Below are 21833 nucleotides of genomic sequence, written 5' to 3' on the forward strand. Positions count from 1 at the left end.
AGAAGCGAGGACCGATGAAGACCCCCACCTGGAGAAACCGGAGATCACGGGGCCTGAGCGCCGTGGTCGCGACGAGCCTGCTCGTGCTCGGCGGCCCCCTGACGGCCGCCCACGCGGCCGGCGGACCGAACATCGCGCTCGGCGACCCCGCCGCGGCGAGCAGCGGGCTCGCCGCCTACGGCGCCGCACACATCACCGACGGCGACCAGAGCACGTACTGGGAGAGCGCCGGCGGCGCCCTGCCCCAGTGGGTACAGGCCGACCTCGGCAAGACCGAACGGATCGACGAGGTCGTCCTGAAGCTCCCCGCCGGCTGGGAGCGCCGAGACCAGACCCTCTCCATCCAGGGCAGCGCCGACGGCACCAGCTTCACCACCCTGAAGAACTCCGCCACCTACACCTTCGCCCCCGCCTCGGCGAACACCGTCACCGTCGCCTTCCCCGCGACCCTGACCCGGTACGTCCGCGTCGCCGTCACCGCCAACACCGGATGGCAGGCCGCCCAGCTCTCCGAACTCGAAGTGCACGCCGCCGCCGCGTCCTCGACCAACCTCGCGGCGGGCAAGCCCCTCACGGCCTCCGGTCACACCGACGTGTACGCCGCCGCCAACGCCAACGACGGCAACCGGGCCAGCTACTGGGAGAGCACCAACAACGCCCTGCCCCAGTGGCTCCAGGCGGACCTCGGCGCCTCCCTCGCCGTGGACCGTGTCGTGCTGCGGCTGCCCGCCGGCTGGGGCGCGCGCAGCCAGACCCTGAAGATCCAGGGCAGCACCAACGGCACCGACTTCACCGACCTGACCGCCTCCCGCGCCTACGCCTTCGACACGACGAACGACAACACGGCGACCCTCACCTTCAACGCCACCACCACGCGCTACCTCCGGGTCCTCGTCACCGCGAACACCGGACAGCCCGCCGCCCAGATAGCCGAGCTGGAGATCTACGGCCCCGCCACCGGCGACACCCAGCCGCCGACCGCCCCGGCGAACCTCGCCTACACCGAGCCCGCCACCGGCCAGATCCGGCTGACGTGGAACGCCGCGACCGACAACACCGGCGTCACCGCCTACGACGTCTACGCCAACGGTGACCTGCTCACGAGCCTCGCCGGCGACGTCACCACGTTCACCGACAACAGGCCCGCGAACCAGACCGTCTCCTACCGGGTGCGGGCCCGGGACGCCGCAGGCAACCAGTCCGGCGACAGCAACACCGTCACGCGCGTCGGCGACGCCGGCGACACCCAGGCCCCGACCACGCCCGCGAACCTGGCGTACACCGAGCCCGCCACCGGCCAGATCCGGCTGACCTGGACCGCCGCCACCGACAACGTCGGCGTGACCGGCTACGAGGTGTACGCGAACGACACCCTGCGCGCCACCGTGGGCGGTGACGTCACCACGTACACCGACACCCAGCCCACCACCAGCACCGTCACCTACCACGTCCGAGCCAAGGACGCGGCCGGCAACCGCTCGGGCGCGAGCAACAAGGTGACCCGCAACGGCAGCGGCGGCACGGGCTCCGACCTGGCGGTCGGCAAGCCCATCGAGGCCTCCTCCACCGTCCACACCTATGTGGCCGCGAACGCGAACGACAACGACACCGCCACCTACTGGGAGGGCGCGGGCGGCAGCTATCCGCAGACCCTCACCGTGAAGCTCGGCTCCAACGCCGACCTCGACCGGCTCGTCCTGAAGCTCAACCCGGACCAGGCCTGGCAGGCCCGCTCCCAGACCGTCGAGGTCCTCGGCCGCGAGCAGAACGCCACCGCCTTCACCACCCTCGTCGCCGCGAAGAGCTACGACTTCAACCCGGCGAGCGGCAACACCGTCACCGTCCCGGTCTCCGCCCGGGTCGCCGACGTCCGGCTGCGGTTCACCGCCAACACCGGCGCGCCGGCCGGCCAGCTCGCCGAGTTCCAGGTCGTCGGCGTCCCCGCCCCCAACCCGAACCTCACCGTCACCGGGCTGACCAGCAGCCCCGCCGCTCCCGTGGAATCCGACCGGATCACCGTCTCGGCGACCGTGCGCAACAGCGGACCGTCCGCCGCCGCCGCGAGCAGGACCGCCCTGCGGCTCGGCGGCAGCACCGTCGCCACCGTGCCCGTCGGCGCCCTCGCGCCCGGTGCCGAAACCACCGTCAGCGCCGACATCGGCGCCCGCGAGGCCGGCTCGTACGAGCTGAGCGCGGTCGCCGACGCGGCGAACGAGGTCATCGAGCAGAACGAGACCGACAACACCTACACCCGGCCCACCGCCCTGGTCGTCAAGCCCGTCCAGAGCGCCGACCTGGTCACCGCCGGCGTGACCACGACCCCCTCCAGCCCGGCCGCGGGCGACACCGTCACCTTCAAGGTCGCGGTGAAGAACCAGGGCAACCAGCCGACCGCCGACGGCGCCCACGCCGTGACCCTCGCCCTCGTCGACGACAAGGGCGCCACCGTCACCACCCTCAACGGCAGCCACAGCGGCGTCATCGCCGCCGGGGCCACGGCCACCGTGAGCCTGGGCCCCTGGACCGCCGCGAACGGCTCGTACACCGTGCGGACCGTCATCGCCGACGACGCCAACGAGCTCCCGGTCAAGCGGGAGAACAACACCTCCACCCGCCCGCTGTTCGTCGGCCGCGGTGCCGACATGCCGTACGACATGTACGAGGCCGAGGACGGCACCGTCGGTGGCGGAGCCGGCGTCGTCGGTCCCGGCCGGGCGATCGGCACGATCGACGGCGAGGCCTCCGGCCGCCGGGCGGTGAACCTGGACGCGACCGGCGAGTACGTCGAGTTCACCACCCGCGCCGCCACCAACACCCTGGTGACCCGCTTCTCCATCCCCGACGCCGCGGGCGGCGGCGGCACCGACGCCACCCTCAACCTCTACGTCGACGGCGTGTTCAAGAAGAGCATTCCGCTGACCTCGAAGTACGCCTGGTTGTACGGCGCCGAGGCCTCGCCCGGCAATTCCCCGGGCGCCGGAGCCCCGCGGCACATCTACGACGAGGCGCACCTCCTGCTCGGCGAGACCGTCCCGGCCGGCAGCCGGATCCGGCTGCAGAAGGACGCCGCCAACACCGCCGCGCACTACGCGATCGACTTCGTCAGCCTGGAGCAGGCCGCCCCGGTGGCCAACCCGGACCCGGCGGCGTACGCCGTGCCCGCCGGATTCACCCACCAGGACGTGCAGAACGCCCTCGACCGGGTCCGCATGGACACCACCGGCACCCTCGTGGGCGTCTACCTGCCGCCCGGCGACTACGAGACGTCGAGCAAGTTCCAGGTCTACGGCAAGGCCGTCAAGGTCGTCGGCGCCGGCCCCTGGTACGCCCGCTTCCACGCCCCCACGACCCAGGACAACACCGACATCGGCTTCCGCGCCGAGGCGACGGCCAAGGGCTCCCTCTTCAAGGGCTTCGCCTACTTCGGCAACTACACCTCGCGCATCGACGGCCCGGGCAAGGTGTTCGACTTCGCCAATGTGTCGGACATCGTCATCGACGACATCTGGACCGAGCACATGGTGTGCCTCTACTGGGGCGCCAACACCGACCGGATGACGATCAGGAACTCCCGGATCCGCGATCTGTTCGCCGACGGCATCAACATGACCAACGGCTCCACGGACAACCTCGTGTCCAACAACGACGCCCGGGCCACCGGCGACGACAGCTTCGCGCTGTTCTCGGCGATCGACGCGGGCGGCGCGGACATGAAGAACAACGTCTACGAGAACCTCAGCACGACCCTGACCTGGCGGGCGGCCGGAGTCGCCGTGTACGGCGGCTACCACAACACCTTCCGCAACATCCACATCGCCGACACGCTCGTCTACGCGGGCATCACCATCTCGTCGCTGGACTTCGGCTATCCGATGAACGGCTTCGGGAGCGATCCGACGACGTTCGAGAACATCTCGGTCGTGCGGGCCGGCGGCCACTTCTGGGGAGACCAGACCTTCCCGGGCATCTGGCTGTTCTCCGCGTCCAAGGTCTTCCAGGGCATCCGCGTCAACCACGTCGACATCGTCGATCCCACCTACAGCGGGATCATGTTCCAGACGAAGTACGGCGCGGGCGGCCAGCCGGAGAACCCGGTCAAGGACACCGTCCTCACCGACATCTCCATCTCCGGGGCACGCAAGAGCGGTGACGCCTGGGACGCCAAGTCCGGATACGGCGTCTGGGTGAACGAGCTGCCCGAGCCCGGGCAGGGCCCGGCGGTCGGCGAGGCGACCATCAACTGCCTGCGGACGAAGGACAACGCAGAGAACATCCGCAACCTCACCAGCACCTTCAAGCTGACCGTCAATCCCTGCTGAGTGAGGGAGCCGACTGCTGCTGACCGCCGGCGATCGAGACTGACCGCTGGTGATCGGGGCTGACCCAGGGGCGGGGCGGGACGGCCGGGCCGACAGGGCCCGGGCCGTTCCGCCCCGCCCCGCGTTTCAGGTGTGCTGCTGGACGACGCCTCGGGTGGAGAAGCTGACGGGGTCGCCCCCGGCGAAGTCCCCCGGGGGGATGCCCGGATGGTGGCCCTCGTCCGCCGTGGGGCGCGCCTCGCCGAGGCTGAGGCGGGAGACGATCCGGTAGCGGTCGCCGCGATAGAGCGAGTGGACGTACTCCACCGCCCGGCCGCGGGTGTCGGTCGTGAGCCGCTCGAAGAGGAGCGCGGGGGACAGCTCGGGCACGTCGAGCAGGTCGGCTTCGGCCCGGGTGACGACGGTGGGCTCGATCGACTGCACCGCCTCGTCGACCTGGACCCCGTGCCGGTCGCGCAGGTGCTCGTAGAGGTCGCCCTGCTCCAGTTCGCCGCTGGTCAGGCCGGGGGCCAGGTCCGCCCGGATGTGCAGGTGCTCGATCGCCATGGGGGAGCCGTCCACGAGGCGCAGCCGGGCGACATAGAGGATCTCGGCCGCGGGGGAGACGCGGAGCTTGCGGCTGACGCGCGCGCCGGCCGGCAGGGTGCTGAACTCCAGCAGCCGGCTGGTCCACACCCCGCCGGCCCGCGGCAGGCTGAAGGCGTTCCGTTCGGAGACCAGCTCCTGCGTGATCTTCTCCGCGGCCACGAACATGCCCCGCCCGTGCTCGCGGACGAGGAGCCCGGCGACGACCAGCTCGTCGACCGCCGCCCTCAGCGTGGGGCGCGAGACCCCGAGCGTGGAGCACAGGGCGCGCTCGGACGGGATGGCGTCACCGGGGCGTCGCGCCTCGATGAGCTCGAGGATCGCGTCACGGACCCGCTCACGCTTGAGCATCGCGCCGGAGGCGGCCGCGTCGATCTCCATACGGGCTCTCGTTCCTCGTCCTCGTCGTCAGGCTCTCCGGCCAACTGTAACTGGTCAAGTGGTCAGGTTGATGTAGTCGCACAGGCCTGACGGTCTGCCCCTGCCTGTAGGCCTTCTCCCGGCAAATACCCATGCTGCGGGCGGGGTTGACGACCGCATTGGTCTATGCCACCTTCATCTCCGCGCCAACTGGTAAGCCCCGATGGGTAACTGGTCAGGTCGAGTTGTCTCTGGTTCCCGGACTCAAGGGCGAGCCGGAGCGCCTCCACCACCGCCCGTGCAACGCCCTGCCGAACGCCGAACGCCGAACGCCGAACGCCGAACGCCGAACGCCGAACGCCGAATGCTGGATGCCGAGAAACCGGGAGTCAAAGCCCCGTGGACGTGCCCCACCGCACAACCCCGCCCCCGCGCCCCGAACTCGCCCTCGTGCCCCGACCGAGCAGCCTCTCCTCGCGTCCCGGCGGCTTCCGCCTCGATGCCACGACGCGGCTGCGGGTCGCACCGGGAGCGGAAGGCGCGGCCGACCTCCTGCGCACGTACCTCACCCCCACCACGGGCCTCCGCCTGGAGCACGCCGAGGACGGGGCCTTCGTCCTGGCCGTCGACCCCACCCTGGCCGGCCTCGGCGAGGAGGGGTACGGGCTGACCGTCACGCCCGGCGGAGTCCTCCTCCGCGCCGCCCACCCGACCGGGCTGCTGCGGGGCGTCCAGACGATCCGTCAGCTCCTGCCGTACGACGCGCTGTCGGCGCGGCCCGCGCAGTTCCTCGCCCTCCCGGGCGTGGAGATCACGGACGCTCCCGCGCACCCCTGGCGCGGCATGCTGCTCGACGTGGCCCGGCATTTCCAGCCCGTGTCCTACCTGCGGCGCTTCGTCGACCTCCTCGCCCTGCACAAGCTGAACGTCCTCCACCTGCACCTCACCGACGACCAGGGGTGGCGGATGCCGGTCAGCGCCTACCCCCGACTCACCGAGATCGGCGGCAGGCGGACGCAGTCCCCGATCGGACCCGCCGGCAGCGATCGCTTCGACGGGCGCCCGCACGGCGGCGCGTACACCCGCGCCGAACTCGCCGGGCTCGTCGCCTACGCGGGTGCCCGCGGCGTGACGGTGGTCCCGGAGGTCGGGGTGCCCGGGCACGTCCGTGCCGCGCTCGCCGCCCACCCCGAGCTCGGCAACCACCCGGGGACGCGCCTCGACGTGTGGACGCGGTGGGGCGTCTGCCCGAACGTGCTCGGCGTCGGCGACCACGTCCTCGACTTCTTCCGCACGGTCCTGGACGAGGTGACGGACCTCTTTCCCGCCCCGTACATCCACATCGGAGGCGACGAGGTCCCCACGCAGGAATGGGAGGCCAGCCCGGCCGCCCTCGCCCGTGCCGCCCAGGAAGGGCTGTCCGGCCCGCGGGAGCTGCACGGATGGTTCATGGCGCAGATGGCCGACCACGTCGTACGTGCCGGCCGGCGCCCCGTCGCCTGGGCCGAGGACGGCGCCACGCTGCCCCTGACCTGCACGGTCATGAGCTGGCGTACCCCGCAGCACGCCTGGGCGGCCGCACGCCGGGGACACGACGTCATCCACGCGGACCACCGCTCGACCTACTTCGACTACGCACGCGGCTCAGGCCGCCTGGAGCCGCCCGCCCAGCCGGGCCACGTTCTCGACGTGCGCACGGTGTACGGCGTGGATCTGCTCCCGCCGGCCGACGAGCCGCCGCTCGCGGCGAGGGTCCTGGGCACCCAGGGGCAGCTGTGGACCGAATTCGTCCGGACGCCCGAGCACATCGAGTACCTCACCTACCCCCGCCTGTGCGCTCTCGCCGAGCGGGCGTGGGACTCCACCGACGACTGGCGGGACTTCCGGACCCGGCTGGACGGACATCGGGCGCGACTGACCGCGCTCGGCGTCCCGCACGACGTGCTCCCGCCGCACCCCGCACACCCCCACGACCTCTCCCGCGCACCGCGGGAGCGCACGAAAGGAACCGTCGGATGAGCACCCCGAGCACCCCGAGCACCCGGAGTACCAGCCGCACCGGTCACACCGGCCTCAGCGCCCGCGCCGCCCTCGCCCTGACCGCCCTGGTGGGCAGCGCGGCCCTGGCGACCCTGCCCCTGGCCACCGCTTCGGCGTCCACGACCGCGTCCACCGCCGCAACCGCGGCCACGGGTGACGGCCTGGCCGTCCAGTACCGCACGAGCGCCTCCGGTGCCACCGCCGACCAGACCGAGCCCTGGCTCAAGCTGCGCAACACCGGGACCACCACCGTACAGCTGAGCCAGGTCAAGATCCGCTACTACTTCAAGGCCGACTCCCCGACCGCCACGTACCGTTTCGCCTGCTCCTGGGCGGTCAAGGGCTGCTCCGTCCTCACCGGTACCTTCGGTACGCTCGCCAACCCGACCGCCACGGCCGACCGCTACCTGGAGATCGGCTTCACCCCCGCGGCCGGCTCGCTGGCCCCCGGCGCCGACACCGGCGACATGCAGCTGCGCTTCTACCAGTCCACCTGGCAGCCCCTGAACCAGAGCGACGACTACTCCTTCAGCGGCACCCAGACCGCCTACGCGGACTGGACCAAGGTCACCGCGCAGCTGGCCGGCACCAACGTGTGGGGCACCGCACCCGCCGGGAACACGCCGACCGACCCGCCGACCCCGACGGACCCGCCGACGCCCACCGAGCCGCCGACCGGCGGAGGCCAGACCCTGTTCGACGACTTCTCGTACACCTCGCACGCCGACCCGGCCCTGTCGAACCACGGCTGGAGCGTGCGTTCCAACTCCGGCGGCCCCGGCGTGCCGGGCGCCACCTGGGACCCCTCCAAGGTCACCTTCGTCAACCAGAGCGGCAACACGGTGATGAACCTGGAGACGTCCAGCGCGGGCACGGGATCGACGACGACGCACACCGAAATCCTCACCAAGGCGACGAAGTTCAAGAACGGCACCTACGCGGCCCGCGTGAAGTTCTCGGACGCGCCCAGGTCCGGACCCGACGGCGACCACATCGTCCAGACCTTCTTCACCATCAACGACCTCAAGGCCCCCATGGCCGACGACTACGCCGAGTACGACTTCGAGTACCTGCCGAACGGCGGCTGGGGAGAGCCCGCGAACATCCTCTACACGACCTCCTGGGAGACCTACAACCCCGACCCGTGGCAGGCGGTGAACCAGCACAGCGAGAGCCGACAGAGCTTCACCGGCTGGCACGACCTCGTGGTGACCATCGACAACAGCAAGATCACCTACTACATCGACGGCGCCGTCTTCGGCACCCACGACGCCGCCTACCTGCCCGAACGGCCCATGTCCATCAACTTCAACCAGTGGCTGATCGACCTCAACGGGCAGACGTCGACCACCCCGCGCGCCTACGACCAGCAGGTCGACTACGTCCTCCACGTCAAGGACCAGGTCCTCACGCCGGCCCAGGTCGCCGCGAAGATCGCGTCCCTGCGCAGCGCCGGCACGGCCTTCGTCGACGAGGTCCCGGCCTCCTAGACGCAGCGGTCACGCCGGGCGCCGGCCCCTCCGGCGCCGTCGCGGACACGGCCGCGCCGGCGCCGAACGCACCACCCCTACCGGGCGTGCCAGAGGCCGAGCTCGTTCCGCTCGGAGTCCGCGGCCCGCTGGAGCGCGTCGGGTCGGCCCACGACGCCGAGGGGCAGGTAGCCGGAGCGGACGTCCAGCTCCCAGCCGTGCACCTGGACGGCCAGGGCCGTCAGGGCGAGTGTCTCCAGAGGCAGCAGCGTCCGCGGGGCGGGGTCCGCGTCCACGGACTCCCGGTGGGCCACGAGCCGGGTCACCAGCGCCCGCTCGAAGGCGGCCTGGTCGTCGTCGAGCAGGACCCGCAGCAGCCGCTGGTCCGGCGACAGTCCGCCGGCGGAGTCCAGCCGCACGGCCGCCTCGGCGCGCTCCTCGTGGCCGGGCTTGCGCAGGGGGACGGTCGGCCAGTCGCGGGGGAGATGCCCCCGCGACTCGGCCAGATACCCGCACAGTGCGTCCATGGCCGCCAGGTCGGCCGGGGTCGACGTCGACGACAGTGCCGAGTACGGCACGCCGTCCCGGACGGCGGGTGCGTAGTCGTCGCGCAGCAGCAGCCCGGTGACGCGCTGCCACTCCCACACCAGTCCGCTGACCAGGACGATCGCGAAGGCGTCCAGCCAGGTGCGCGCCGTGGGCGCCTCGTCGACCACGTCCCGGAAGGCGAGCTCCTCGCTCGTCAGCTCCTCGCCGACCAGCGGAAACCGGATCTCCTGATCGCCGTTGGGGTAACAGCCGAGGCTGATCACCCCCAGGGTGCACTCCGCCGCGGTCCGCAGCGCGAGGCGGGACACCTCGTCGAGCTCGGGCGCGCTCTGCGCACGGGCGGCGGCGTGGTCCAGCAGCTCGTCACCCATCTCCCGCAACCGGTCGAGGCGGAAGGAGTCGTACCGCATGCTGTGCCAGCGGCCGAAGGCCCTCCTCCGGATGTCGTCGAGCGCCTCGGCCATGCGCTTCTCGCTCACCTCGTGATGCGCCACGTCCCGCACGCCTGCCACCTTCCAAGATCGTTCGTATCGGAGCGGCACGCTACCAAGAGCCTCTGACATCACCCGCGCCGCGGCCGCAGGTCAGCCGACCCCCGGTCCCTCTTCCGCGGGATCGAGGCGGGACGTCAGGGTCACCCGCGGGAGGGGGCGACGGGCCCGGCCGCACCGCGCCGGTTGAAGGGGAGCAGGCCGAGGACGACCGCCATGCCGCACGTGTCGGTGACCGCGGAGAACACCAGACCCCCGGCGATCGCCGCCGACAGCAGCTGGAACGCCGGGTGCACCAGCACGCCGAGCACCAGGCCGACCAGCACCACGGCCCCCGCGGTGAACCGCACCTGACGCTCCATCGCCCAGACGGCCCGCACCGGGCCGGGCGGCTGCTCCAGCGGATGGCCGGCGGCGCGCCAGCCCTGGGTCCCACCGGCCAGGCTCGCGGCGGCGACCCCGTGGGAGGCGAGCGTCGAGACGGCCTTCCCGGACCGGGTCCCGGAAGCGCACACGAGGAGGAGCGAGCCGCTGCCGGAGGCCTGCCGCAGGTCGGCCAGGCTGCCCTCGATACGGGCCAGAGGGACGTTGACCGCGCCGGGCAGGTGCCCGGTGGCGAACTCGCCGGGCGTCCGCACGTCGACGATGTGCAACTCGGCCAGTCGGGGGAGTACTTCGTCGACGGCGACGATGCTGGGGGTGCTCATGGGGAACCTGCCCTTGGCAGAGACGAGGGGGGAGGGCCCTGCGCCACCCGCGCCAGGGCCGTTCTCCCGGATGCTAGGCCGCCGTCGGCACCCGCCGGGGAACCGGGAGCATTCGCCATGCGATCGCCACGCCATGGCAACAAACCGGCCACGCGGACCCAGCCGGGGCACGCGGACCCAGCCGGGGCACGCGGACCCGGTCTCGTCCACGCGGACCCGGTCTCGTCCACGCGGACCCAGCCGGGCACGCGGACCCGGCCCCGGCCCCCGGCGGCACATCTCGGTCGTGCGGGCAGGCGGCCACTTCGCCACCCCGCCCCTCGTCACCGTCCCCGCGCGGCCCCCTTCCCTCCTCCGCCGCGGCTCTGCAGAGCTGCGAGACGCGCCTCGGCCCGCTCCAGCAGCGTGTCCAGCACGACCGGGTAGGCGCTCTGGTTCATCCGGTCGGCGAGCAGGGGCGCGGTGGCGGCGATGTGCGGATGGGTGGCGGGGGAGAGCCGGGCGTAGGTGGAGGTCCACATCTCCTCGTCCGCCGTCCGGGCCTCGTCCTTGATCGCCAGAGCGCCCGCGTCCAGCGCCGCGAAGGCCAGAGCCAGGTCGATGAAGGCGTGGTACACGCCGACCGCGTCCGCGTCGCCGAAGCCCGCGCCGCGGAGGATGCCCAGGATCGTCTCGTCGACCTCGATCTCCCGGGGCCGGCCGGTGACCCGGCTGGCGGTCAGCAGCGCGGCCTGGGGATGCGCGAGATAGGAGGCGTGGATCGCCAGACCGAGGGCGTGCAGATCGGCCCGCCACTCCCCGCTGCCCTTCCAGCTGTCCAAGGCCCGCCCCATCAGCTCCTCGCCGATGGCCCGGGTCAGGTCGTCCAGGCCGGCGAAGTACCGGTAGAGGGTGCTCGGGTCGGCACCCAGCGCACTGCCCAGACGCCGGGCGGTCAGACCGGCGCTCCCGTGCTCGCGCAGCATCCGCAGGGCCGTCCGCACGATCAGCTGCTCCGACAGCACGGTGCCCTGCCGGGTCGGCCGCCGCCTGCGCCGTTCGGCCTCGGGAACCACCTTCTTGGCCATTGAGCCGCCCTCCCTTCGCGTCCGTCGCGTCCTTATGCCAACGCCGTAGACCTTAATCCCCGGGGTCGTGTTCGATCGAGATGCCCCCGGGTGCTCGACACCCGGACTTCTCTAGGGATTGGTGTGTGACATGCGCGTACTTCTCGTGGGTGCGGGCGGCGTCGGAACCGCCGTCACCCGTATCGCGGCCGGCCGTGACTTCCTGACCCACATGGTCGTCGCCGACTACGACCCGGCCCGGGCCGAGGCGGCCGTCGCGGCAGTCGAGGACGGCGGCGACCGGTTCAGCGCCCGGCGCCTGGACGCCTCCGACGGGGAGGCCGTCCAGCGCGTCCTGCGCGAGGAGCGCTGCGACGTGCTGCTGAACGCGACCGACCCGCGCTTCGTCATGCCGCTCTTCGACGCGGCGCTCGCGGCCGGCGCGCACTACGTCGACATGGCGATGTCCCTCTCCGCGCCGCACCCGACCGACCCGTACGGGCAGTGCGGGGTGAAGCTCGGCGACGAGCAGTTCGCCCGGAGCGAGGCCTGGGAGCACGCCGGCCGCCTCGCCCTGGTCGGCATGGGGGTGGAGCCGGGCCTGTCGGACGTCTTCGCCCGGTACGCGGCCGACGAGCTCTTCGACGAGATCGAGGAGATCGGCGTCCGCGACGGCTCGAACCTCACGGTCGAGGGCCACGACTTCGCGCCCTCCTTCAGCATCTGGACCACGATCGAGGAGTGCCTCAACCCGCCCGTGGTGTACGAGAAGGACCGCGGCTGGTTCACCACGGCCCCGTTCAGCGAGCCGGAGGTGTTCGACTTCCCCGACGGCATCGGCCCGGTGGAGTGCGTGAACGTCGAGCACGAGGAGGTGCTGCTCATACCGCGCTGGGTGGGCGCACGCAGGGTGACGTTCAAGTACGGCCTCGGCGACGACTTCATCGCCAAGCTGAAGACCCTCCACGAGCTGGGCCTGGACTCCACCGCGAAGGTGACCGTCCCCGGACCCGACGGCCCGGTCGCGGTCTCTCCCCGGGACGTGGTGGCCGCGTGTCTGCCGGACCCGGCCACGCTGGGCGCCCGCATGAAGGGCAAGACCTGTGCGGGCACGTGGGTCAAGGGGACGAAGGACGGCGCCGCACGCGAGGTCTACCTCTACCACGTCGTCGACAACGAGTGGTCCATGCGCGAGTACGGCTCCCAGGCCGTGGTCTGGCAGACGGCCGTCAACCCGGTGATCGCCCTGGAACTGATCGCGTCGGGCACGTGGAAGGGCACGGGCGTCCTCGGCCCCGAGGCCCTGCCGCCGCGCCCGTTCCTGGACCTGCTGACCGCGTACGAGTCTCCGTGGGGCATGCGCGAGGGGCGGTGACCCGGTCGCAAGGGGGGGGGGAGCGTGACGGGGCTGGAATCGACCGCCGGCCCGTGTCGCCCACGGACGGCCGGCGGGGGATCGTGGGGGAATGAAGGAACAGCAGGTCGGCATGTGGGCCACCGGGGACGCCTACGAGCGGTACATGGGCCGGTGGAGCCGTCCGGTCGCGGCCGGGTTCGTGGCGTGGCTGGGCGCCGAGCCGGGCCTGCGGTGGCTGGACGTGGGGTGCGGCACGGGCGCCTTGACGGCGGCCGTCGCCGCCCGGTGCCGACCGCGGGCCGTGCTGGGCGTCGACCGATCCATCGGCTTCGTGAGCTCAGCCGGTACGGCCGGTGCGGGGCCGCCACCGGCGCCGATGCGGTTCGTGGTCGGTGACGCGCTGGCGCTGCCGGTGCGCGACCGATCGTGCGACGTGGCAGTGAGCGGCCTGGCACTCAACTTCCTCCCCGACCCGGCAGCGGGGGTGGCGGAAGCGGTACGGGCGGTCGGACCGGGCGGCACCGTCGCCGCGTACGTGTGGGACTACTCCGAGGGCATGGGGTTTCTGCGCTGCTTCTGGGACGCGGCGGCAGCCGTCGATCCGGAGGCTTCCGCACGGGACGAAGGCGACCGCTTCCCCCTGTGCCGTCCGGACCCGCTGCGCGCGCTGTGGTCGGGGGCGGGCCTGACGGACGTGGGTGTCGCGCCGATCGAGGTGACCACGGACTTCCCCGATTTCGCGGACCTCTGGGAACCGTTCCTGGCCGGCCAAGGCCCGGCCCCGGCCTACGTCGCTTCCCTGACCCCCACGACGCGGGCCCGCCTGCGGGAGACCCTCGAACGGTCGGCCCCTGCCGGCCCCGACGGGGCGATCGCGTTCACCGCCCGTGCGTGGGCAGTGCGGGGGAGTCGGCCGGGCCCCACGATGGCCGGTTGACCGGACCACAGGCGTAGTCGGGCGCCGGAACCCGGCACGGCGCGGTCGCTGGACCCGGTGACCGCGAAGGTCACGTGCCGGGTCACGGAGGTGACCCGGCACGCGTCCTGACGTCGGCGGCTCAGCGGGTGAAGGCGGCGGTGACGCCGATGGAGTCGGCGCCGCCGGCGGCCTGCGCCCAGGAGTTCCAGCGACCGGTGTCGTAGTCGCCGTCGATCTCCTGGAGACGGTTGTCGCGGTCCACGGCGAAGACGTGGTTCACGTTGTTCGCGGCGGCACTGGCGATTCGCCGGAAGCCCGAACCGGGCATCCTCGACCAGCCGTTCCACTGGCCGCGGTCGAAGTCGCCGTCGGTGTTCGACCAGCTGCCGTCCAGCGCCACGGCACTCAGGTGGACGGTGTGACCGGAGGCGGACGCCGCGATGTCCTGCGCGGTGAACGGGAAGGATCCGGCGGCGGCCCGGCCACCCCAGGCGCCGGCGCAGTAGTCGGCGTCGATCTCCTGCACCAGGTCGTCGCCGTCGATGGCGAAGATGTGGTTGACGGCGTCGGTCGTGGAGGCGCTGGTCACCCGCTTGAAGTTGCCGCCGTGGTCCGTCCAGCCGTTCCAGCGGCCGACTTCGAAGTCGCCGTCCGTGTTGTACAGGTGCCCGTTGGCGCCCACCGCGACGAGGTGGACGGTGTGGTTGAGCGACGAGGCGGAGATGGCGACCGCCGGCGAGGGCAAGGCCCCGATGTTCGGCGGGAACCATCCCGACCACTGCCCGCTGCCGTAGTCGCCGTCCTTCTCGTACACCTGACCGTCGCGGCCGACGGCGAAGATCCGGTTCACTGAGAAGGTGGCGGCGCTGGTCACCTCCTTGATTCCCGACGCGTCCAGATCGCTCCAGCCGCTCCACGAGCCCGCCGCGTAGTCGCCCTCGGCGTTGTGCAGGCTGCGGTCCGGTGCCAGGGCCACCAGACGCACCGTGTCGGCGACCCGCGTGGCCTGAGCAGACCCGCCACGGAACCAGCCGTCGTTGTAGGCCCTGTCGAGCGGCGCGAGGAAGTTCTCGCCCAGCCGGGCGTAACCGGCGTCGTTGGGGTGCAGCCCGTCGGACATCTCCGCGGGCCGAGTGGCGGTTCCCTGACCGTACGGGATGAGCGCGGGGGCGGCGACGTACCGGAAGTGCCGGCCGGCCAGTTGCTCGGTGGCCTCGAGCCGCTGAAGGGCGGCGTTGTACTCCGGGATCTTCGCCGACATGTCCGGGAGCGGGCTGTTCATGCCGGTGGTGGTCGGAATGAGCCCCTGCATGATGACGGTGACACCGGGCTGGTCCGCGAAGATCCGGTCCACCAGCCGCGCCGCCTTGTCGGCGGTCTCGGATGCGCCGGCGTACTGGTTGAGGTCGTTGACCCCGATGTGCAGCAGCACCACGTCCGGGCGGGCGGCCGCCAGCCACCCGTCGACGTTGTCGCTGATCTGGTCGACCGTGTAGCCCGGATGCCCTTCGTTCGCCGGGTCGGCTATGACCCCGTTCTGCTGGGACCCGACGTAGTCGATGCCGAAGCGGCCCCCGGCGGCGGCCATGTGCTGCAGGGGCCCTCTGTACCCGTTTCCGGTGCAGCTGTTCCTGCCGTACGTGATCGAGTCACCGAGCGGCAGCACGCGGACCGTGGGCGGGGCGGCGTCCGTGCTCGCCGTCGCGGCGCTCGCGACGTCGGGGGACGCGGTCGCGGCCGCGGTGAGCAGAGTGGCGGCTGCCGCGAGGGCGGTGAGGCGGTTCATGGAGTTCTCCGGTCCGGCGCGCCACGAGAACGCGGCGCGGTGAGAGCAAGATCCGTACACGGTACGGAAGAGGCGACGGCTCGCCTTCCGGCGGCCCGGCTCTCCTGGGACCGGCGACGCCCCGCTCTACCCCGCAGGGAAGTGGCCAGGCTCCCGGCGCGACGATCAGCCGTCGTCCGGCGCGAGACGACGACCCCGCCGCCACATGTGCGGCTCGTCACGCCCGTCTCGTCGACGGCCCCTCTCCGAGACGTTGTGCGAGGCGGAGCAGGTCCGACAGGTACAGCACTCGTCCGTCGAATCCTGGGAGGGGGACATGGAGCGGCTTGGTCCAGTGGGCGGGGATGGCAGCCAGCCCGTAGTACGCCCCTGCGAGTCCTCCGGTTACGGCGGCGACGGTGTCCGTGTCACCGCCCAGGTCGATCGCCGCCCGTATCGCCTCTTCGAAGCTGTTGGTGGTGCGCAGGGCCCAGACGGAGGAGCCCAGGCAGGGCCAGACGGCACCGTTGAACTCGGTCGCCTGATCAGGGTGCCAGCCGGGCGCGAGGACTGTGGCGTAGCGGTCGCGGTGGTCAGGATGGACAAGAGCCAGGATGTCCGGGACCGCGGTGAGGGGGTCCGTGCCCTCCAACACGACGCGGATGAGCTCGTGGAAGATCGCGGTCCCTTCCCAGGCGGCGCGGTCCCCATGGGTGAGGGCAGCGATACGGCGGGCCGCGTCCATGGTGGCTTCCTGACCGGCGGCCGCGAAGTGGACCGCGGAGGTCGATGCCCGCATCAGAGAGCCGTTTCCCGCTGCTCGCTGGTTGACCTGGAAATGGATCGCGGCGGCGAGGTCCCAGGGCAAGCCGTTGGTCAGGACGTCTTGGGTCTGCAAGCCGATGTCCTTGGGCCCTGATGCCGCCCATCGCTGGAAGCGGGCGAAGATGTCCGGCAGGTCCAGCCCGCCCTGCTCCAGCAGGGACTCCGCGACCAGGACGGCCATCTGTGTGTCGTCGGTGGCCTCGCCGGGGTCCCAGCCACCGCCTCCGCTCATCTCGGCACCGGCACCGGGCGCGGGAAAGCGTGCGGAGAACGCTCCCTGGGGGCCGAACTCGAAGGGTCCGCCCAGGGCGTCGCCCACCGCTGAGCCGACGATCGCGCCGGCGGCACGCTGGATCCGCTTCATTCGCGCAGGCTATCTGCGTCGCGCCGATGGCCGCGAGGGACTATTCCTGCTTCGGCTCCCCGAAGCGGATCGTCGGCCGCACCAGCGACGTGAAGGAGCGCCGACCCTTGAAGCGGGCGCGGGTCCGCCCCCTTGACTGTCGGCCAGGTTGGTCATCCGGGCCGCCGCGCGGTGGGGGCGGTGTCCTCGGGGAGTAGTGGGCGCAGGGCGCCGAGGGCGGCGCCGACGCAGATGTCGCGCAGTTGGGTCCGGGTGCAGGTCTCGTGCGTGAGCCAGTCGACGCACAGGACCTGGACGAAGACCAGCCAGCTCTTGAGGACGCCGGACACGGCGTCGCGGGCGTCGTCGTCGGCGAGGGGGAGTACGGCCAGCAGCCGCGCGCGGAGCGCGTCGAGTTCGTTCGTCATGATCGTCTGGATCACCGGGTCGCCCGCGAGGACCCGGTTCGCGGCGAGGACGGCGTTGCGGTTGGCGAGGAAGTAGTCGAGATGGACGTCCATCCCCTGGGCGCGCTGCTCCTCCAGGGACCGGTCAGGGTCGAGCCGCGTCTCGGCGAGGAGCCGGTCCGCCGCCTGCTGGTAGACGGCCGCGAAGAGGGCGTGCTTGCTGGGGAAGTGACGGTAGAGCAGGGCCCGGGAAACCCCGGCCTGCTCGGCGACCTGTTCCATGAGCACGTCGTCGTAGGTCTGCGCGGCGAAGAGCCGCGCGCCGACGGCGAGGAGCTGAGCGCGGCGGTCGGCGGGTGTGAGTCGCTTGCGGGTAGGCACGCCCGCACGCGGAAGCATCCGACTGCGCCACCGTGTGACGTCCGCCCCTCCCGCCGCCTATCCCCGCCCGCTCCGACGGAGGGCTTCCCTCATCCCGCTGAGCTTCGCCGCCGTCGCGGGGTCCCACTCCCGCACACCTTCGGCCACGCGGATGGCAGCCTCGATCTCGCTGAGCTTCGCCGCCGGCAGGACGCCCGCCGGTTCGATCAGGTCGTCGCGGGACACCGTCGTCAGCCACGTGCAAGGGGTGAAGCCCGGCTGCGGGAACGCGACCCGCAGCACACCGTCAAAGGGCAGTCCCTCCGCGCCACCCACGGCCACTTCGACGCCCAGGCCGCTGATGTCGACCCCCGACGGCTCGACGACCTGCATCACCCGGATCCCGGGCGCGCTGTCTTCCGACAGGACCACGGCGGGCCGCCGCTCGCCGAACTCGATCCACCAGACTTCGCCACGTCGCACGGGTCCTCCTCCTTGTGCACGCCGGCGGGTGAGCGTACACACCCCGCGTCGGGCCCCTCCGGCGAACCGGTCGGGGTGCGAGGCGCGCACACCTGGTCGACGTACGCCCGGAGCTCCGGCCTGCCTACGGACCGAACCACCGGATCCTGCCGGGCGATGCTCGGTGCGAGAATCCCGACATGTCCGAGGAGCTTTCGCGCTGGTACAGGGGCCGTCTGGTCGTGGGGCCGTTCAGGCCGCTCGAAGTGAGCGAACTCGACGAGCTCGAACGGGAGGTGGGACTACCCTTGCCGCCGTCGTATCGCTCTTTCCTGGCAGCGGCGGGCGGGGGAAGCCTCCCGTACTCGGTACGTGTGCCCGCGTGTGAACCCGAGCCGCTCCAGAGCTTCGACGACCTCCACCAGCTCGGCCGCGACGGCCAGGGGGCGTACGACTGGGGCACGCTGCTGGGGGAGTACCGCCGCAGCCGTGTCGGACGGCTGGGCGGTGAGGTCTCGCCTGTCGGCCTGCTCCCGATCGCCCGGAACGGTGGCGGCGACACGCTGTTCCTCGACCTGAATCCCGGCACCTACGGTCGGCTCCATGCCCTCGTCCACGGAATCCCTCACCCGGGATACCTGTCGGAGAACGTCCTCACCACGGTCGCCGACGACTTCGACAGCTACCTCGACAGCCTCGTCGTCGACCCGGACCTCGCACAGGACACCTGGGCCGACGTCGCCGACAGCGATGCCACGGACCCTTGGCGGCGGACCGTCGAGGAATGGCTCGACAAGGAACTTCAGGGCTGGCGTGCCGAGCCATGGGGGCTGGGCTGATCACCGGGTCCGGACGGTCGGCCTGGCGTCCTGCCCCATCGGCCGGACGGCACACCCAGCGGGGTGCGGACTGTCTCAGGCTCTCAGTCCCACCAGAGCACGACGAGAAGCCGTCGTCGGGCTGCGGCACGGTAGAACTCGCGCAGGGCGTCGAAGTGGCGCAGCAGGTACTTCTTCGGGCCGCCCACGATCTTGTCCGCATCGTTGCCGATCAAGCAGGCAGCTTCCGCCTCGTCTGCCGGCAGCGCGGCCAGGAGGGCCGGAAAGTCGATGTGCCCGAGCAGTTGCGCAACGCGAACGACCTCAGCCGCGGAGAGCGCGGTGGGGTCTGGCCCGAAGGCGGCGATGCCATGGGGGTGCGTGTTCAGGAAGGCGACGTCGTTGGCGGTGTCACCGTCGAGTGCCTGCCCCAGGGCATCGCGATGGACGTCGTCGAGGTCTCCCAGCTCGCAGACGCGTTGGAGCAGGGACGGCGCCCAGTCCAGGTCGAGGACATCCGCAGCGGGCGGATGCCAGCGGTGATCTCCGTCCGGCGACGTGTCGGCTGACTGTCGGCAGGAGGCGAGATACTCCGCCGTGACGCGGGCGAGCTGCAAGGTGACGGCCATGACGGCAGTATCCCGACGCCGTCCACCGCTTTCCCCGCCGAGGAGCGTGGGCGGGGTCGCCGGGGCACTGCAGCGGCACGCGACCGAACGAGGACTCCGGAAAATCCGTGGCACCGCGCCCCCTCGGACGACAACACTGCGCTGGTGAACAGCCTGCCGCCGTTGCCCACCCCGTCACCTCGGCCAGCACCGGACCCGCGCTCCCGAAACGTCGCCCCGGACTTCGCCGGCATGGCGGCCCTGCTGGCCGACCTGACCCTGCCGAGCGACGCGTCGATGTACGTCATGAGCGCGCTGGAAACGTCCCGCGAGCTCATCCGGTACTCCTACTACCGCTACGAGTTCGCCACCGTTGCCGTCACGCACTCCCTGCTCGCTCTGGAGCACGTCCTTGCCGAGCGCCTGGCCACCAAAGCACCGGTCCAGGACCTCATCGAGCGGGCCGCCGGCGCGGGGCTCATCCCGGCCGACCTCGCCGCAGAGCTCGACCGCGGCCGAACGCTGCGCGACGGACTCGCCCAGGGCACGGTGACAAGCGCCGCCCTCGGCCCCGTCGAGGCCATCACCATGGTGCATGCCGTCTTCGAGGCGATGTGCCTGCTCCTTCGCCCGCAGCCCGCGGCAAGCGAAGCACAGCAGCCCGAGGACCCACTTGCCCGTCTTTGGGAGGAGCACCGCGGCGCCCGGTACCCGGACGGCTTCCGAGGCGTCGACGTGGCGGGCGTGGAGCTGATCCTCCTGGACGCCGACGTCGCCGCCCTCGTCCAGAGAGAACTGACGGACGCGCTCGACGACCACGGCATCGCCATCCTCTGGACGTGCATCGCCGACCTCGACAAGGTCGTGCCCCTGATCAACGCGCAGTACTGCGCCGCCTACTTCGCGAGACTCCGGACGATGGCCAAGCTCGCAGCAGCCCGCCACATTCCCACAGCGACCTAACGAGGGTATGCGCGATTGGCGTCGGAGCGAGGCCGGCGGACAGGTGCGTCGAGAGCGCCCACGGCTGCATGGATGTGGGCTGGGCCGCCACTCGACCGCTCGCCCGCGCACCACCAGGACAGCTGCTCGTCCCCGTCCCGCGGATGCATGCCCAGGCCGTGCTCGGCGCACAGCGGCCACGCCTGCCACAGAAGCTCGGTGACGGTCTCCTGCGCGGCATCGGCGACGGCCGCCAGCGCAGAAGCAAGGTCGTCCGCCGAGTCCGGGGCCAGGCGATTGCCGTGCCACTCGCCGTTGGCCATCGCTACGTAGACGTCCTCCGGCTCATCCGCGTCGTACGACGGAAGGGCCAGCAGGAGCAGGGGCTTCCGCTCGGGAAGGGTCACCGCCAGGTCCCGGTTGAGGAGGGCGAGAGCCCGGTCCCACAGGGGGTACTCGCCTGGAGTGACAGGACGGGGCTCGGGGTGAGCGGAAGGAGCGCGCATGGGCCCCATCTTCCGCCACGCAGCAACGACCCCCGCCGCACACGACACCACGTCGTGAAGCAATCCGGCCCCCGGCCCCACGCTCCCCCCAGCCCCAACCCCCCCGCCCCACACCCCGGGCCCCGTGCCCCCCCCGGCCGTACGCCCCCGCCCCAAGCCCCCCACTCACCACCCGCCCGCCCCCGGCCGACCCACCCCGGCAGGTGTAGCGTGCGCGGCGTGGTGGATCATCAGGAGCTGACCAAGGCGGCCTACGACGGGGTGGTCGAGCTGTACGCGTCGATGTTCGCGGACCGACTCGAGACGCGGCCGTTCGCCCGGAACATGATCGGCACGTTCGCCGAGCTGGTGCGCGGGACGGGAAACCCGCGGGTGGCCGACGTCGGGTGCGGCCCCGGCCATCTGACGGCGCTCCTCCACGACCTGGGACTGGAGGCCTTCGGGATCGATCTCTCCCCGGGCATGGTCGACCACGCCCGGCGAGCCCACCCCGCGCTGCGGTTCGACCGGGCGCGGATGGAGGAGCTGCCCGTCGAGGACGGCACTCTCGGCGGCGTGCTGGCCCACTACTCGATGATCCACACCCCGCCCGAGGAACTGCCCGCGCTCCTCGACGAACAGGTACGTGTCCTGGCGGCCGGAGGTCTGCTCCTCGTCTCGTTCTTCGCCACCGACGCACCCGAGCCGATCCGCTTCGACCACAAGGTGGCCCCCGCCTACAGCTGGCCGGCGGACCGCCTCGCCGATCTGCTCGCCGGCGCCGGGCTCGTGACGGTCGCCCGCCTGCTCCACGATCCGGAGAGCGAACGCGGTTTCCTCGACGCCCACATACTCGCCCGCCGACCCTGACGCGTGCTGTCCGGGAGGGGGTGGTCGGGGCGGGAGGCCCGGAGCACACAGCCGCGGGTGACGCCATGGACACTCCCGCCCCGCGGGCCCCTCCGCTGCCGCTGCT

At 71.8% G+C, this 21833-nt stretch carries 18 protein-coding genes; 8 read left to right on the forward strand and 10 right to left on the reverse strand.

The window, feature by feature from the left end; all coding sequences use genetic code 11:
- Nucleotides 1–14 precede the first annotated feature (14 nt).
- Nucleotides 15–4319, forward strand: a complete 4305-nt coding sequence (locus tag ACH414_RS31140; protein WP_398944384.1) for a discoidin domain-containing protein — start codon at nt 15–17, stop codon at nt 4317–4319.
- Nucleotides 4320–4445: 126 nt separating this feature from the next.
- Here the strand turns inward: ACH414_RS31140 and ACH414_RS31145 are convergent, their stop codons facing one another.
- Nucleotides 4446–5285: a GntR family transcriptional regulator gene (locus ACH414_RS31145; RefSeq protein ID WP_382544305.1), complete on the reverse strand. Its 840-nt coding sequence runs from the start codon at nt 5283–5285 to the stop codon at nt 4446–4448.
- A 384-nt stretch (nt 5286–5669) separates the two neighbouring features.
- On the opposite strand from ACH414_RS31145, the gene ACH414_RS31150 reads away from it, so the two are divergent.
- Together ACH414_RS31150 and ACH414_RS31155 are read left to right on the forward strand one after the other, a co-directional pair.
- Nucleotides 5670–7283: a beta-N-acetylhexosaminidase gene (locus tag ACH414_RS31150; protein ID WP_398944386.1), complete on the forward strand. Its 1614-nt coding sequence runs from the start codon at nt 5670–5672 to the stop codon at nt 7281–7283.
- Complete coding sequence (locus tag ACH414_RS31155; protein ID WP_398944388.1) at nt 7280–8794, forward strand: cellulose binding domain-containing protein; 1515 nt, start codon at nt 7280–7282, stop codon at nt 8792–8794. Before ACH414_RS31150 ends, ACH414_RS31155 begins: the two co-directional genes overlap by 4 nt.
- A gap of 77 nt (nt 8795–8871) precedes the next feature.
- Here ACH414_RS31155 and ACH414_RS31160 read toward each other — a convergent pair whose 3' ends face one another.
- The 3 genes from ACH414_RS31160 to ACH414_RS31170 all read right to left on the reverse strand — a co-directional run bounded on the left by ACH414_RS31160 (nt 8872) and on the right by ACH414_RS31170 (nt 11587).
- Nucleotides 8872–9825: an immunity 49 family protein gene (locus tag ACH414_RS31160; RefSeq protein ID WP_398944390.1), complete on the reverse strand. Its 954-nt coding sequence runs from the start codon at nt 9823–9825 to the stop codon at nt 8872–8874.
- 131 nt (nt 9826–9956) lie between these two features.
- Nucleotides 9957–10520, reverse strand: coding sequence for a rhodanese-like domain-containing protein (locus tag ACH414_RS31165; RefSeq protein WP_386566993.1), 564 nt, complete (start codon nt 10518–10520; stop codon nt 9957–9959).
- Nucleotides 10521–10843: 323 nt separating this feature from the next.
- Complete coding sequence (locus tag ACH414_RS31170) at nt 10844–11587, reverse strand: TetR/AcrR family transcriptional regulator (protein WP_386566995.1); 744 nt, start codon at nt 11585–11587, stop codon at nt 10844–10846.
- A gap of 130 nt (nt 11588–11717) precedes the next feature.
- Between ACH414_RS31170 and ACH414_RS31175 the strand changes: the two genes are divergently transcribed.
- Both ACH414_RS31175 and ACH414_RS31180 read left to right on the forward strand, forming a co-directional pair.
- Nucleotides 11718–12941: a saccharopine dehydrogenase family protein gene (locus ACH414_RS31175; RefSeq protein WP_398944392.1), complete on the forward strand. Its 1224-nt coding sequence runs from the start codon at nt 11718–11720 to the stop codon at nt 12939–12941.
- A 91-nt stretch (nt 12942–13032) separates the two neighbouring features.
- Nucleotides 13033–13860, forward strand: coding sequence for a class I SAM-dependent methyltransferase (locus ACH414_RS31180; RefSeq protein WP_382544326.1), 828 nt, complete (start codon nt 13033–13035; stop codon nt 13858–13860).
- A gap of 121 nt (nt 13861–13981) precedes the next feature.
- On the opposite strand, the gene ACH414_RS31185 is transcribed toward ACH414_RS31180, so the two are convergent.
- From ACH414_RS31185 to ACH414_RS31200, 4 genes are all read right to left on the reverse strand, one after another.
- A complete protein-coding gene (locus tag ACH414_RS31185) occupies nt 13982–15628 on the reverse strand; it encodes a GDSL-type esterase/lipase family protein (protein ID WP_398944395.1) in 1647 nt (548 codons plus the stop codon).
- A 217-nt stretch (nt 15629–15845) separates the two neighbouring features.
- Nucleotides 15846–16796, reverse strand: a complete 951-nt coding sequence (locus tag ACH414_RS31190; RefSeq protein WP_398944397.1) for an ADP-ribosylglycohydrolase family protein — start codon at nt 16794–16796, stop codon at nt 15846–15848.
- A 152-nt stretch (nt 16797–16948) separates the two neighbouring features.
- On the reverse strand, nt 16949–17563 hold the full coding sequence (locus ACH414_RS31195; protein ID WP_398944399.1) for a TetR/AcrR family transcriptional regulator: 615 nt from the start codon (nt 17561–17563) through the stop codon (nt 16949–16951).
- Between the two features lie 57 nt (nt 17564–17620).
- Nucleotides 17621–18025, reverse strand: coding sequence for a type II toxin-antitoxin system PemK/MazF family toxin (locus ACH414_RS31200; RefSeq protein ID WP_398944401.1), 405 nt, complete (start codon nt 18023–18025; stop codon nt 17621–17623).
- A 179-nt stretch (nt 18026–18204) separates the two neighbouring features.
- On the opposite strand from ACH414_RS31200, the gene ACH414_RS31205 reads away from it, so the two are divergent.
- Nucleotides 18205–18843: an SMI1/KNR4 family protein gene (locus ACH414_RS31205; protein WP_398944403.1), complete on the forward strand. Its 639-nt coding sequence runs from the start codon at nt 18205–18207 to the stop codon at nt 18841–18843.
- A gap of 83 nt (nt 18844–18926) precedes the next feature.
- On the opposite strand, the gene ACH414_RS31210 is transcribed toward ACH414_RS31205, so the two are convergent.
- The gene (locus ACH414_RS31210) at nt 18927–19451 is read right to left on the reverse strand and encodes a DUF1877 family protein (protein ID WP_382544342.1); all 525 of its coding nucleotides are present in this window, start codon (nt 19449–19451) and stop codon (nt 18927–18929) included.
- Nucleotides 19452–19682: 231 nt separating this feature from the next.
- Between ACH414_RS31210 and ACH414_RS31215 the strand changes: the two genes are divergently transcribed.
- Nucleotides 19683–20393: a hypothetical protein gene (locus ACH414_RS31215; RefSeq protein ID WP_398944405.1), complete on the forward strand. Its 711-nt coding sequence runs from the start codon at nt 19683–19685 to the stop codon at nt 20391–20393.
- Here the strand turns inward: ACH414_RS31215 and ACH414_RS31220 are convergent.
- On the reverse strand, nt 20390–20779 hold the full coding sequence (locus ACH414_RS31220; protein WP_382544348.1) for a hypothetical protein: 390 nt from the start codon (nt 20777–20779) through the stop codon (nt 20390–20392). The genes ACH414_RS31215 and ACH414_RS31220 overlap by 4 nt on opposite strands.
- 318 nt (nt 20780–21097) lie before the next feature.
- On the opposite strand from ACH414_RS31220, the gene ACH414_RS31225 reads away from it, so the two are divergent.
- Nucleotides 21098–21727, forward strand: a complete 630-nt coding sequence (locus ACH414_RS31225) for a class I SAM-dependent methyltransferase (protein WP_382544350.1) — start codon at nt 21098–21100, stop codon at nt 21725–21727.
- The last annotated feature ends 106 nt before the right edge of the window (nt 21728–21833 follow it).

It is taken from the genome of Streptomyces sp. NPDC020422 (assembly GCF_044386705.1).
Taxonomy (GTDB): Bacteria; Actinomycetota; Actinomycetes; order Streptomycetales; family Streptomycetaceae; genus Streptomyces.